The sequence below is a fragment of the Frankia sp. CeRuru1 genome (assembly GCF_977966315.1).
Window position 1 is genome coordinate 16,358 of sequence record NZ_CDWWEW010000008.1, and the last position, 13,373, is coordinate 29,730.

9 protein-coding genes and 1 pseudogene are annotated in these 13,373 nt (G+C 72.6%); 7 read left to right on the plus strand and 3 right to left on the minus strand.

Annotation, left to right across the window (positions count from 1 at the left end; translation table 11 throughout):
* Positions 1–2,891 (plus strand): Rne/Rng family ribonuclease (locus tag AC08OP_RS01410; RefSeq protein ID WP_476612535.1); only part of this gene is annotated, 2,891 nt, incomplete at its 5' end.
* A 31-nt stretch (positions 2,892–2,922) separates the two neighbouring features.
* On the opposite strand, the gene AC08OP_RS01415 is transcribed toward AC08OP_RS01410, so the two are convergent.
* Positions 2,923–3,543, minus strand: a complete 621-nt coding sequence (locus AC08OP_RS01415; protein ID WP_462202589.1) for an MFS transporter — start codon at positions 3,541–3,543, stop codon at positions 2,923–2,925.
* 468 nt (positions 3,544–4,011) lie between these two features.
* Here AC08OP_RS01415 and rplU point away from each other — a divergent pair, with 468 nt between their 5' ends.
* The 5 genes from rplU to AC08OP_RS01440 all read left to right on the plus strand — a co-directional run bounded on the left by rplU (position 4,012) and on the right by AC08OP_RS01440 (position 8,234).
* On the plus strand, positions 4,012–4,329 hold the full coding sequence (rplU, locus tag AC08OP_RS01420; RefSeq protein WP_462186089.1) for a 50S ribosomal protein L21: 318 nt from the start codon (positions 4,012–4,014) through the stop codon (positions 4,327–4,329).
* Positions 4,330–4,334: 5 nt separating this feature from the next.
* Positions 4,335–4,601 carry a 50S ribosomal protein L27 gene (gene rpmA / locus AC08OP_RS01425; protein ID WP_462186088.1) on the plus strand — a complete coding sequence of 89 codons (267 nt, stop codon included), beginning with the start codon at positions 4,335–4,337 and terminating at the stop codon, positions 4,599–4,601.
* A gap of 172 nt (positions 4,602–4,773) precedes the next feature.
* Positions 4,774–6,363, plus strand: coding sequence for a GTPase ObgE (gene obgE / locus AC08OP_RS01430; RefSeq protein WP_476612536.1), 1,590 nt, complete (start codon positions 4,774–4,776; stop codon positions 6,361–6,363).
* Between the two features lie 4 nt (positions 6,364–6,367).
* A complete protein-coding gene (gene proB / locus AC08OP_RS01435; protein ID WP_476592190.1) occupies positions 6,368–7,483 on the plus strand; it encodes a glutamate 5-kinase in 1,116 nt (371 codons plus the stop codon).
* Between the two features lie 388 nt (positions 7,484–7,871).
* On the plus strand, positions 7,872–8,234 hold the full coding sequence (locus tag AC08OP_RS01440) for a hypothetical protein (RefSeq protein WP_476612537.1): 363 nt from the start codon (positions 7,872–7,874) through the stop codon (positions 8,232–8,234).
* Between the two features lie 217 nt (positions 8,235–8,451).
* On the opposite strand, the gene AC08OP_RS01445 is transcribed toward AC08OP_RS01440, so the two are convergent.
* Positions 8,452–11,601 carry an AAA family ATPase gene (locus AC08OP_RS01445; protein WP_476612538.1) on the minus strand — a complete coding sequence of 1,050 codons (3,150 nt, stop codon included), beginning with the start codon at positions 11,599–11,601 and terminating at the stop codon, positions 8,452–8,454.
* Positions 11,601–12,788, minus strand: a complete 1,188-nt coding sequence (locus tag AC08OP_RS01450) for an exonuclease SbcCD subunit D (protein WP_476612539.1) — start codon at positions 12,786–12,788, stop codon at positions 11,601–11,603. Before AC08OP_RS01450 ends, AC08OP_RS01445 begins: the two co-directional genes overlap by 1 nt.
* Before the next feature lie 277 nt (positions 12,789–13,065).
* Here AC08OP_RS01450 and AC08OP_RS01455 point away from each other — a divergent pair.
* Positions 13,066–13,373, plus strand: a pseudogene (locus AC08OP_RS01455) (glutamate-5-semialdehyde dehydrogenase); the annotation flags it as partial.

Below are 13,373 nucleotides of genomic sequence, written 5' to 3' on the forward strand. Positions count from 1 at the left end.
GCGCGGTGACAAAGGCCAGGCGGGCGACCGCTCCGACCTGGGCCGGGATCCATAACGGGCCGGTCGTCGAGCCGGCGATCCGTCCCGTGCTCCGGCGACCGGTCGCCATGGTGACCTTCCAGGCTCCCGAACCGGCGGTCGTGGAGGCTCGCTGGCGGCGTGCCGCCGAACTCGGATCCGCCGCCACCGCGGTGGACTCCGTGGCGGGCACGGCGTTCCCGTCCGCCGAGCGGCAGCATGCCGAGGCACCGGCTCATCCCCGGGACGAGGCGGACGTGGTCACCGATCCCGACATGACCGATCCCGACATGACCGATCTTGACACGACCGATCTTGACACGATGGGCGACCTCGCGGGCGGCGAGGAGGACAGCGAATTCGACGACGACCCGGACGGGGGCGGCTCGGCCTCCACCCGCCGTCGGCGCCGTGGTCGCCGTGGTCGTGGTCGGGCCCGGGGCGACGAGGACGGCGTGGAGTCCGGCCCGGAGGACGGCGTCGCGGCCGCGGACGACACGGGTCGCGAGGGTGTGGCGCAGGACGCGGACGGTGCGGACGGCTCGTCCGCGGCCGGGCAGGGAACCGGGTCGGTGCCGGCCGGCGCGTCGGATGAGGGCGCCGAGACGCCCCCCGGCGCGGCGGAGGAAAACGCCGAGCGTGACGGTGAGGACGAGGACGACCGGCTGGGAGGGGCCCGCCGCCGCCGCCGGCGGCGGCGGCGCGCCGGCGGCGACGAGCCGGCGCTCGCCGACGACCCGCCGAACACGGTCGTCCACGTCCGGGAGACCCGCAAGGACGAGGACCTGGTCCGGGGGCTGAGCGGGTCCACCCGTCTGGAGGCCAAGCGTCAGCGGCGCCGGGAGGGCCGCGACAGCGGTCGGCGTCGGCCGCCGATCGTCACCGAGGCGGAGTTCCTGGCCCGGCGGGAGTCAGTCGAACGCCGGATGGTCGTCCGCCACGCGGGGGACCGCACCCAGATCGCCGTGCTGGAGGACGGGGTACTCGTCGAGCACTTCGTGACCCGGGCGAGCTCGGCGTCCTACGCGGGCAACATCTACCTCGGCCGAGTGCAGAACGTGCTGGCCAGCATGGAGGCGGCCTTCGTCGACATCGGCAAAGGACGCAATGCCGTCCTCTATGCCGGCGAGGTCAACTACGACGCCTCCGGGCTGGACGGTCGGCCCCGCAAGATCGAGCAGGTGCTCAAGTCCGGCCAGTCGGTCCTGGTCCAGGTGTCCAAGGATCCGATCGGGCACAAGGGCGCGCGGCTCACCAGCCAGATCAGCCTGCCGGGGCGGTACCTGGTGTTCGTCCCGGACGGGCAGAACGCCGGGATCAGCCGCAAGTTGCCGGACACCGAACGAGCCCGGCTCAAGAGCATCCTGAAGAAAATCACGCCGGAGGACGGCGGGGTCATCGTGCGCACCGCCGCCGAGGGTGCCAGCGAGGCCGAGCTGGAACGCGACATCGAGCGGCTCGCCGCCCAGTGGGAGGACATCGAGCGCAAGGCGAAGAAGGCGTCGGCGCCCTCGCTGCTCTACGGCGAGCCGGACCTGGTCGTCCGGGTGATCCGGGACATCTTCAACGAGGACTTCACCGAGCTGGTCGTCCAGGGCTCGGGTGAGGCCACCACGATCGAGGAGTACATCGACACAGTGGCTCCCGATCTGCGGCCGCGGATCCGCCGCTACACCGGAACCGGTGACGTTTTCGCCGAGTACCGGGTAGACGAGCAGCTCGCCAAGGCCCTCGACCGCAAGGTCTGGCTGCCCTCGGGTGGATCGCTCGTCATCGACCGGACTGAGGCGATGACGGTCATCGACGTCAACACGGGCAAGTTCACCGGCAAGGGCGGCAATCTCGAGGAGACGGTCACCAAGAACAACCTGGAGGCCGCCGAGGAGATCGTCCGTCAGCTGCGGCTGCGGGATATCGGTGGCATCATCGTCATCGACTTCATCGACATGGTTCTGGAGAGTAACCGGGAACTGGTCCTGCGCCGGCTCACCGAGTGCCTTGGCCGGGATCGTACCCGGCACCAGGTCGCCGAGGTGACCAGCCTCGGGCTGGTCCAGATGACCCGCAAGCGGGTGGGGCAGGGCCTGCTGGAGGCTTACAGCGAGCCGTGCGTGCACTGCAACGGCCGAGGGGTGGTCATCCACCTCGACGGCGGCAGCGGTGCACACGCCGCAGTCGGCGTGCCGAGCGGGACCATCGTGTCCGGTGCCGGTCAGCCGACTCCGGTGGCGGTGCCCGCGCCCGCGCCGGCGGAGGGGCCCGGGTCCGGTCGTCGGGCCCGCTCCTCGTCCACGCGTGCCGTGTCCACGCGTGCCGTCGATGGCCCCGCGATCATCGCCGCCGCCGCGTCGGCCGGGCCCACGTCCGTATCCGAAGCCGAGGCGTCCGCCGGGTCCGGCGAACCTGGTGGATCCAGCGAACCCGGCGGATCCGTCGCATCATCGACGCCTGGCGCCGCGGAGAACGTCGCCGTGGCGGCCGGCGAGGGTGCGATGGCCGGCGAGGGTGCGATGGCCGGCGAGGGCGTCACCGCCGCGGATACGGTGCCCGCGCCCGCGCATGCGGCCGACAGCGCGGCAGGGCCGGCGGACGTGGCCGCGGCTGCCGCCGCCCCGGGACTCGTGGCAGCCGGCTCCCCAACTGGGTCGAACGGGCATGTGCCCGTCGGCGGTGGCTCCGGCGCGGGCGGCTTCGAGGATGCCCTGCCGCCGGTGTACGCCAACTCCGATGATCCCGACAGCCTCGCGACCGCGGACAACGCCTTGCCCACTGCGGGCAAACCGGCCCGGGGCCGACGGCGGCGGGCCTCCCGGCCGGTGTCCAAGCCGGCCGAGTCGCTGGAGTCCGTGCCCTCGGCGGAGCCCCCGAGCTGATCGAGGCCTGGCGGAGAGCCGGACCGGCCGTTCAGGCGGCGGTCGGCCCGGCCCGACTCGGACCGGCGGCCGGGCCCGGGCGCACGAGCCCGCGGCCGGCATTCTCCCGCAGCAGCAGATCGAGGGTGGTCCGGGAACGGGACAGGGCTACCTCGACTGCCTGACGGGCCCGTCCTGGATCGCCCATCTGCAGGGCATAGGAGGCGATGGTCAGCGACTGCACCAGATCGTCCTGATCGGCGAGGCTCGGGCTCATCCGACCGCGTAGGACCGGCTCGTCGGCCGTGTAGGCCGCATCGGCGGGGTCGGCCGCGTCTCCTGCGTCTCCCGCCTCGAGACCACCGGGCGGCCGGCCTTCCGTCCCGGAATCGGGCAACCCCCAAGCGGATGGACCCCGTCGGCGCAGCGCGATCCATCCGGCCGCGGCCGCGGTGCCCAGCGTCCAACAGGCGCCTGCCCAGGGCGGTAGGCCGGCGAAGGCCGTGAGGGTGAGACCGACGACGACCAGCACGGTCAGCGCGCCCGTCGCGGCGGGGACCGTGCCGGGAACCGAGCCATAACGACGGGCGGCGGTGGCCGCCGGGCGGCAGACGACGGCCAGAGCGACGGCGGTACCGGCCCCTGCGGCCCAGACCACCAGCTGCCAGTACATCCTCGTCACCCCCGACGCGATCTCATTCCCGGCGTCGAAGCCTCACGATCCATCGTGGAACTCCGCCAGGTGGACGTTCCATGCTTCTCCCTCCTCGGCGGCCTACACCATGGCCCGTCCGGGTCATCCCTGGATATGACCCGGACGAGCGGGGCGAGGACCCGCGATGAGATTCGCCCGGCGGGGCCCCGTCGCGTGCGGGATGCGTGACTGCCATGCGGGGGATGCGCGGGACGGAATGGGCGGTATGCGGCGGGCGGTCCTCCGCCCCACTCCCGATGACCTGTAAGGTGGAGTCCGCATGCTCATCCGGACTGAGTGATGCTCGCTATCGGGCAATGCTCGCTGGATGACCGCCGATCGGCCGCGTTCCGGTCGATCGCGGCCCATGCGCACCCAAAGCTCCGCGGGGAACGCCGTTCCGGGTTCCGTGCGGTCACAGCGGCATAACAACAGCAGGGAGATCTGGTGTACGCGGTCGTTGCCAGCGGCGGCAAGCAGCACAGGGTCGCCGTCGGCGATGTCGTCGACGTCGAGCTCCTTCCCGGAGAGCCGGGCGCGGCCGTGAACCTTCCGGCGCTCCTGCTCGTCGATGGCGAGTCGGTCACCCACGACGCTGACGCTCTCGCGTCCGTCGCGGTCACCGCCGAGGTCGTCGGCGTCGTCAAGGGTCCGAAGATCCGGATCCACAAGTTCAAGAACAAGACCGGCTACCACAAGCGCCAGGGTCACCGCCAGAAGCTGACGCGTCTCAAGGTGACCGGCATCGAGACCGGGAAGGCCTGAGCGGGATGGCGCACAAGAAGGGCGCGAGTTCCTCGCGCAACGGGCGGGATTCGAACGCGCAGCGGCTGGGCGTGAAGCGCTTCGGCGGTCAGTACGTGAAGGCCGGCGAGATCATCGTTCGTCAGCGCGGGACCCATTTCCACCCGGGTGAGCTGGTCGGGCGCGGTAAGGACGACACGCTGTTCGCGCTCTCGCCCGGGCACGTGCAGTTCGGTCACCGGCGGGGCCGTCGGGTCGTGAATGTGGTGGCCGAGGCTGCGGTACCCGCCTGATCTGGTTGTCAAGGCCACGCTGTCGGTTCGACGGCGTGGCCTGGGCCGCCGTCAGGTGGCGATCTCGGCGATCACCGGTGAGCCAGCAGCCGCGCGTACCACCGCCCTTCCGAGCGTGGTTGCGCGGCTTTGGTGCGTCTCTCGCAGGGAGGGATGTGGAGAGGAGGCGGTGATGCCGACGTTCGTCGACCGGGTGGTGCTGCACGCGGCGGCCGGGGACGGCGGTCATGGTTGTGCCTCCATCCACCGGGAGAAGTTCAAGCCGCTGGGCGGGCCGGACGGTGGTGACGGCGGCCGGGGTGGTGACGTCCGCCTCGTGGTGGACCCGAGCGTGACCACCCTGCTCGACTTCCACTTCCATCCGCATCAGCGCGCCTCCCGGGGACGCCCCGGCCAGGGGTCGAACCGGCACGGAGCGGACGGTGCGGACCTCGTCCTCCCGGTGCCGGACGGGACCGTCGTGCTGACGGAGGACGGCGAGCAGATCATCGACCTGGTCGGACCGGGCAGCGCGTTCGTACTGGCCCGCGGCGGCCGTGGGGGGCGGGGCAACGCGGCGCTCGCGTCGGCCCGCCGCAAGGCCCCCGGGTTCGCCGAACTCGGCGAGCCCGGCGAGCAGCTCGACGCCGTGCTGGAACTCAAGACCGTGGCCGACGTCGCGCTCGTCGGTTTTCCCAGCTCCGGCAAGTCCTCCCTGGTGTCGGTGCTCAGCGCGGCCAAGCCGAAGATCGCCGACTATCCCTTCACCACGCTGGTGCCCAATCTCGGTGTGGCGCAGGCGGGTGATCATCCGCCCTACACGGTCGCGGACGTCCCCGGCCTGATACCGGGCGCCAGCGAGGGACGCGGGCTGGGCTTGGAGTTCCTCCGGCACATCGAACGCTGCTCGGTGATCGTGCATGTGCTGGACTGCGCCACCCTGGAACCGGGCCGTGATCCGATGACCGACCTCGACGTCATCGAGGCCGAGCTCGCCGCCTACTCCGCCGATCTGTCTGACCGTCCCCGGCTGGTCGTCCTCAACAAGATCGACATTCCGGACGCCGCGGAGCTCGCGGAGCTCGTCGCCCCCGAGCTGCGAGCCCGTGACCTCGCGGTCTTCGCGGTGAGTACCGCGACCCGACGTGGCGTGCACGCGCTGTCCCTGGCCCTGGCCGACATCGTCGCCCAGCACCGGGCGGCCGCGCCGGCCCGGGCGGCGACCCGCATCGTGCTGCGTCCCCGCGCGGTGAACGAGCCCGACTTCACGGTGCGCCCCCTCGGTGACGGTTTCCTGATCACCGGGTCGAAGCCCGAGCGCTGGGTGCGGCAGACCGACTTCACCAACGACGAGGCGATCGGCTTTCTCGCAGACCGGCTCGCCCGCCTCGGCGTGGAGAAGGAGCTCGCCCGCCTCGGCGCCACCGCGGGAGTGGAGGTGACCATCGGCGAGGTCACGTTCGACTGGGAGCCGACGCTGAGCGGCGGCGGGCTGGGTAACGGCGGGCTGGGCGGCGATGATCAGCCGGGTGTCGACGGGCTCGCCGAGACCGGTCTGGGTGGTCGCGGGCCGGCCGGCACCGCGGTCGCCGGTGCGGCACCGTCACCCGGCCGAGGTGGGGACACGGGTTCCCCAGTGTCCCTCGGGCCGCGCGGGACCGACGACCGGTTGCGGGCCTCGGTGCGGTTGACCCGGGCCGAACGGATGGCTCGCCGCGCCGCCGTCGCCGTCGACCCGGCGGTACGAGGAGAACCGGCGGTACGAGGAGAAGAAGAAGGATGAAGGCGTGCGTCCGTTCGTGACCGACGCGCGCCGGGTCGTCGTCAAGGTCGGTTCGTCCTCGCTGACGACGGCCGTCGGCGGGCTGGACGCCGACCGGCTCGAGGCGCTGGTGGCCGCGGTGCTGCCCCGGGCCGGACAACAACTGGTGCTGGTGTCCTCCGGGGCCATCGCCGCGGGTCTCGCCCCGCTCGGCCTGGCCCGGCGGCCGCGTGACCTCGCCACCCAGCAGGCGGCGGCGAGCGTCGGCCAGAGCTCGCTCGTACACAGTTACGCGGCGGCGTTCGGACGGGCCGGTCACCAGGTCGGCCAGGTGCTGCTGACGGCGACCGACGTGATCCGCCGCACCCACTACCGCAACGCCCGGACCGCGCTCGACCGGCTGCTCGAGCTCGACGTCATCCCGATCATCAACGAGAACGACGCGGTGGCCACCCAGGAGATCCGGGTCGGCGACAACGACCGGCTCGCCGCGATCGTCGCCCATCTCGTGTCGGCGGACCTGCTGGTGCTCCTGTCTGACGTGGACGGCCTGTACGACGCCAACCCCCGGCTGGGTCCGGCGACCATGGTGCGCGAGGTGCGTTCGGACACCGACCTGGACGGGCTGACCGCCCGGGGCACGGGCACCGCCGGTGTCGGGGTCGGCGGGATGGCCACCAAGATCGAGGCAGCTCGGATGGCGGCCTCCGGCGGCGTCACGGCGATCATCACTTCGGCCGCGAACGCCGCACCGGTGCTGCGGGGGGACGAGGTCGGCACCGTCTTCCACTCCACCGGGCCGCGTCGGGCCTCCCGCCTGCTCTGGCTGGCGCACGCGACCGCCCCCGAGGGCCGGCTGCACTTGGACTCCGGGGCGGTGGCCGCGGTGGTACGGCGGCGGGCGTCGTTGCTGCCCGCCGGGATAACCGGCGTGGAGGGGGACTTCGCCGCCGGGGACCCGGTGGACCTGGTCGACCCCGACGGGCGGTCCGTGGCGCGGGGGCTCGTCGCCTTCGACGCGGCGGAGCTGCCCGTGATGCTCGGGCGTTCGACGGCCGACCTCGCCATGGAACTCGGACCGTCGTACGAACGTGAGATCGTCCACCGCGACGATCTCGTGCTGCTGCTGCCGGCCCGCTGACCCGGCCGGCTATCTCACCCGGCCCGGGCTGAGGTGCCAGCCAGGCGCGCCGGCCCGTTTCCCGGCCCAGGACGAGCCGTTTCCCGGCCGGGACAAGGCCGTCCAGATAGCCCCATCCATATAATTAGACATATCGGCTGGGGAGGATGGCTTGGACGGCGATATTCCAGTGGAAACCGGCGACTATCGTGCCTCGTTTCCCGGAATTCGAGAGAGCCCATCAACAGCTCTCTCCCGGCATTCCGCCCCGGCTACCCGGAAAGTTGCCGATAAAACTGAAAAGGCCTCGGCGCAAAAAATGGCGACGGCGGCGAATAACGTTTCCGGAGTCGGGTAACCTTCCCTCGGCGGGCAAGAGGTCGCATCTGTTGAGAGAGGTTATTTCGTCATGAGAATGCGTAAGACCGTGGGTCTCTTCGCCTCGGCCGGAGCCGCCGGCGCGCTGACGCTGGCATCGGCCCTTCCCGCGAGCGCGGATCTGAACAGTTCGAACGTCTTGATCGGCGGCGTCGCCAGGTGCCCGGCCAGCGCCGCGGTGGGCGTGGCGGTCCGCACGACGGCCGGCGAGTTCGACTCGTCCGGCGTCGGCGCCGGCGGCTTCTACAGCCTGAGCCTCCAGCAGGTTCCGGTGGCCGGCACAAGCGTCACCTTCAGCGTCCAGTGTTCCGACAACTCGGACAACTACAGCCGTACCTTCCCCCTCCAGAGACCGTTCAGTGGAAAGTCGGTCACCATAAACCTGTTCTCGTAGCCGGACATCTCCGTTGAAGACTCGATGAAATGATCCGATCCCTGGTCCGTCTGGCAATGCCGAAACGGCCACCACCGGAATCCGGTGGTGGCCGTTTCCCGATCCCGGGTCCTGGCCTGGGATGCGGTTTTCCCGGCTAGGCCGGCCGAGTAGTGGTGTATCCGGGCCAGCGGTGTGTTAGGGCCAGCAGTGTGTCCGGGTCAGTGGTGCGTCCGGGTCAGGACGTGGTCTCGACCCGGCTGCCGCCGACCCCTTTGACGACCCGGATCTGGTTCGGGATGCGCTGGCGCAGCTCGGTGACATGGCTGACGACGCCGACGAGCCGGCCGCCGGAACGCAGCTCGTCGAGGACGGTCATCACCTCGTCGAGGCTGTCCGGGTCGAGCGTGCCGAAACCCTCGTCGATGAACAGCGCGTCCATCCGCCGGCCTCCCGCCTCGGCCGTCACGACGTCGGCGAGCCCGAGGGCCAGTGACAGCGCCGCCTGGAAGGTCTCCCCGCCGGACAGGGTGGCGGTGTCGCGCCGCCGGCCGGTCCAGGCGTCGTCGACCAGCAGCCCGAGGCCGGCGCGCCGGCGCTTGTCGCGGCTTTCCCCCGCGTCGTGCACCAGAGTGAACCGGCCGCCGCTCATCGCCGCGAGCCGATGGCTGGCGGCAGCGGCCACCTCTTCCAGCCGGGCCGCCAGCACGAAGCTGGACAGCGGCATGCGCTCGGTGTTGGCACCCCGCCCGGCGGCCAGATCGGCAAGTCCCCGCAGCTCGTCCGCCGCCTCCCGCAGCGGATCCAGGGTAGTGAGCTTCTCGGTGAACTCCGTGACCAGCGCGGCCAGCCGTTCGGCCCGTTCCCGGGCGCGTGCGGCCGTGGCGAGCGCGCTCTCGTGGACCTCGCGGGCGTCGGCCACGGCCGTCTCGTGGTCGGCCAGCGGGACCTCGGTGTCCGGGTCGACGGCGAGATCCTCGCCCGCCAGCCTGGCCCCGACGGCGACGAGCTCGTCCCGATGGGCCCGGACCTCGTCCGCGGCGCGGCGCATCCAGTCGGAGTCCCGCACGGCCTCGGCGGCGTCGTCCAGGTCGGAGAACCCCGCCTGCCGCGCCTGGTCGAGGGCGGCCGTCCCGGCGCGGATGTGTTCGGCCCGGGCCTGCTCGGCTGCCAGGGCTGCGGCCTGCGCGGCCTCGTGATCGGCGGCGAGGGCGGTGACGGCACGGCGGCGCGCGGCCAGTGCCTCGGGGTCGCATAGCTCCGCCGGAACGCCGGCGAGCCGCCGGGCGGCACGGCCCCGGGCGTCCGCCGCGCGTTCCCGGGCTGCCTGCGCCGCGGTCCGTGCGGCGGAATGGCGGGCCGCGGTCTCCTTCTCGTTCTCGTGGACCTCGCGCAACGCGGCCTCCGCCGCGGCGAGCTTCTTCGCCGCCCGGGTCCGGGCGCGGACCGCGTGGGTCAGCACGGCGGCGAGTTCATCGAGCCGATCCGCGACCGGCGCCTCGGAGCCGCCCAGCAGCGTCGCGACCGGAAGCGCGCGGATCTCGGTGAAGGCGGCCTCGACGCGGTCGTCCGGGTCCGCGCTGTGGTCCGGGTCCGCCCGGTCGTTCGGGTCCGCGCGGTCGTCCCCGTCCGTTGGGCCGACCAGGTCGGCGTGCAGCGCCCGGACCCGGGACTCCCAGTGGGCCACCGCCCGGCCTGCCCTCGTCGCGGCGTCGGCGAGCCGGTCCGCCTCCTGCCCGGCCGCGGTCTCGGCGTCCTTGCTCACATGATCGGCCCGGGTCTCGGCCGGGTCGGGATGCTCCAGGGCCCCGCAGACCGGACAAGGCGTGTCATGGACAAGCGCGGCGGCGAGTTCGGCGGTGATGGCGTCGAATCGCTGCCGCCGGAGGTCGGATGCGTGGGTCCGGGCCGCGGATGCGTCTCGTTCGGCCTCGTCGGCCACGGTCCGCACCTGCCGCCCCTCCCGGACGGCGGAGGCCAGCTCCTTGGCCCACCGGGCCCGTTCGACCAGGCCGGGCAGGGCGGCGCCGGCTCGCCGGGCGACCTCCACCCGGGCCTCGGCCTCGACACGGGCGCGGGGCAGCGTGACGCTGATCGCCTCGGCGAGTTCGGCGGCGGACCGGGTATGGGCGGCCGTGTCCCGGTCGGCACCGGCGGCATCCTCGGCGTCCCGCTCGGCGGCGGCGAGGGTGTCGGTCAACGTTTCCAGTCGCCCGGTCTCGGTGTGGGCGAGGCGGGCCAGGCGGGCGAGTTCCTCGGCAGGCGCCTCGGCAGGCCTCCTGGTGGCCTCCTCGGGCAGCGGTCCCGAGGGGGCGGGTTCTCCCCCGGGGAGGAGCCCGGATGGATGGCGTCCGAGCCGGTCCCGGGCGTCGCGTTCGTCGGCCTCGGCCCGGTGGACCGCCGCGGTGCGGCGGCGGACCTCGTCCAGGGCGGGCGCGACGACAGCGGCCCGGCGGGCCGCGTCCAGCCCGGTGGTGAGCAGCTCGATCCGGGGTGCCTGTGCCGCGAGCTCCTCCTGCCGGGCGGCCAGTATCCGGCGCTGCTCGACGCGTCGGGCGAGGTCGCGTGCCTGGTCCAGGGCCTCCTCGGCCGAGGTGCGCCGCGCTGCCGCCGCGCCGGCCGCCTCGTCGACCGAGATGGCCGCCGCCGCGGCGGTCCCGGCGAGGTCCGCGGCCCAGCCGGCGTCGGCCGTCGGATCCTCCGGCTCGTCGACGGCCGCCACCTGCGAGACCCGGGCGGTCACCCGGTCGAGCTCGGCGCGGGCCAGCGCCAGCCGTTCGGCGGCGATCTTTGCCCGGTCCAGCAGCCACTGCTCGGCGTGCTCGAAGCGGTTGACGTGGAACAGCCGCTTCAGGAGCTTCTCGCGCGCGCCGTGGTCGGCCTGGAGAAAGTCAGCGAAGCGTCCCTGCGGGAGCAGGATGACCTGGAAGAACTGCTTGTCGCTCATGCCGACGAGCAGATCGATCTCATGGCCGACGTCCTCCATGCGGGTGGCGGTCATCTCCCAGCCGCCGGCGCCGTCAAACCGTTCCAGCCGCGCCGTCGGATGGGCGCGGGTCGTCCCGCCGCCGCGTTTCGGCTTGTCCCAGGCGGGGCTGCGGGTGATCCGGAAGCGTCCCGCCGCCACCGTGAACTCCAGCGTCACCTCCGGCCGCAGGGATGCCGCGGCGTGGTGCGAGCGCAGGTCCGGCGGCCCGGAGACCTCCCCACGCATCCCCGGCACCCGGCCGAACAGCGCGAACCCGACCGCGTCGAGCAGCGTCGTCTTGCCGCCCCCGGTTTCCCCGCAGAGCAGGAGCAGGCCGCCGCTGCCGAGGACGTCGAAATCGATCTCGACGGTGCCGGGGAAGGCGCCGAACGCCGCCAGGGTCAGGTGGTGGGGACGCATCAGGCGACTTCCTCCTCGGCCCGGCGGGCAGCGCCGAGGGCTTCGGCGAGCAGAGCACGTTCCCGAGCCGAGGGAGCGCTGCGCACATGGGCGACGAAGGCCTCGGCGATCTCCAGCTCCGAGCGTCCCCGGGTCCGCCGGCCGAAACTGAGCATCTCGTCGGGTTCCGTCTCCGGTTCATGCGCGAGCCGCAGGGCGAAGGGGAACCGGCGCTGCAACCGGGCCATGGCGTCCATGGGGCGGATGGGGTCGGTCAGCACGGCGGAGACGAAGTCGGCCTCGTGCGGGGCATGGGCGGGGTCGGTGAGGAGGTCGGCAAGACTGCCGCGCAGCAGGGCCATCCGCCGCCGGGCGGGAACGCCGATCCGGGTCACGTTCCCCAGCCCGGTCGGACCGATCTCGACGAGCAGCGACGCCTTCGCGTCGCCGGACTCCGAGAAGGAATAGGCCAGTGGCGATCCGCTGTAGCGGACGGACGGGGCGATCGCCTGTGGCCGGTGCAGATGGCCGAGTGCGGTATAGGTGATCCCCTCGAACAACTGGGCCGGCACATTGCCCACTCCGCCGACGCTGATGTCACGTTCGCTCTCGCTCGCCGCCCCGCCGGTGACCCAGGCGTGCGCCACCACGACGGACCGGGCATCCGGATACCGTGCGAGGTCGGCCCGCACCGCGTGCATGGCCCGGTGCATCGCCCGGTGCATCGTCGCGGCGGGGAGCCCGGCGGCCGGGGCGCCCGAGCCGGATGGCGCCTGCGCCGGTTCGGGAAGCTGGGAGTTCGCCGCCGACGGCTCCAGGTAGGGGATCGCGTACACCCGGACCGCCCCGGCGGGATCCTCGACGACGACCGGATCCCCGACCGCGGCCGGATCCGTCCGGATGCGGACGCGGGGGTCGAGCAGGCCGGCCTTGTCGCCGAGCCGGCGGGCCGCGTCGTGGTTGCCACTGATCACCACGACCCGGGCGCCGGCGCCGCGCAGTCGGGAGAGCGCTTCGTCGAAGAGCTCCAGCGCGCCCACCGGCGGGATCGCCCGATCGTGCACGTCGCCGGCGATGAGCACGACGTCGACGCCCTCGGAACGGACGACGTTGACGAGATGATCGACGAAGGCCGCCTGGGCCGGCATCAGGTCGTGACCGTACAGGCCACGCCCGAGATGCCAGTCGGACGTGTGCAGCGCACGCATGCGAGCACGGTAGGCAACCCCGTCGAGATGATCGTCACGGGGTCCGAACTGCGCGCCTTTCTGGCTGTTCCGGTTATCACCCTCCGCGTCCCTGCCTGTCGCGGACCTGGCGGATCGCGGACCTGGATAACGGGATAAGTAGATGAGTAGTTAACGGATGCAGGGATGAGTAGGTGACGGATGCGGGTGAGGAGCGATGAACGGCACGACCGCCGTGCCACCGGTAGCCTCGTAGCGGCGGGCAGCGCCGCGGCGCCCGCCTAACGGAGGACCCGAGATGAGCACCTCTGCGGAGGATGTCCGAGGCAGCGCCGTCCGTGCCAAGGCGGCGGCGGCCCTGCTGGCCCCGCGTAGCCGCGCCGAGAAGGACCGCGCGCTGCTCGCCATGGCCGACGCGTTGATCGCCCGTTCCACGGAGATTCTCGCCGCGAACGCCGAGGACGTCGCTGCCGCGCGGGCGGCGGGCACCGCCGGGGCGATGGTCGACCGGCTCACCCTCACCCCGGCCCGGCTCGCCGGCATGGCCGACGGCCTGCGTCAGGTCGCGGCGTTGGAGGACCCGGTCGGCGAGGTCGTGCGCGGCCG

Bases quoted from the DNA above. Each gene is read 5' to 3' on its own strand.
- AC08OP_RS01415 (WP_462202589.1), bottom strand. From the start codon at position 3,543: ATGTACTGGCAGCTGGTGGTCTGGGCCGCAGGGGCCGGTACCGCCGTC.
- rpmA (WP_462186088.1), top strand. From the start codon at position 4,335: ATGGCGCACAAGAAGGGCGCGAGTTCCTCGCGCAACGGGCGGGATTCG.
- obgE (WP_476612536.1), top strand. From the start codon at position 4,774: ATGCCGACGTTCGTCGACCGGGTGGTGCTGCACGCGGCGGCCGGGGAC.
- AC08OP_RS01440 (WP_476612537.1), top strand. From the start codon at position 7,872: ATGAGAATGCGTAAGACCGTGGGTCTCTTCGCCTCGGCCGGAGCCGCC.
- AC08OP_RS01445 (WP_476612538.1), bottom strand. From the start codon at position 11,601: ATGCGTCCCCACCACCTGACCCTGGCGGCGTTCGGCGCCTTCCCCGGC.
- AC08OP_RS01450 (WP_476612539.1), bottom strand. From the start codon at position 12,788: ATGCGTGCGCTGCACACGTCCGACTGGCATCTCGGGCGTGGCCTGTAC.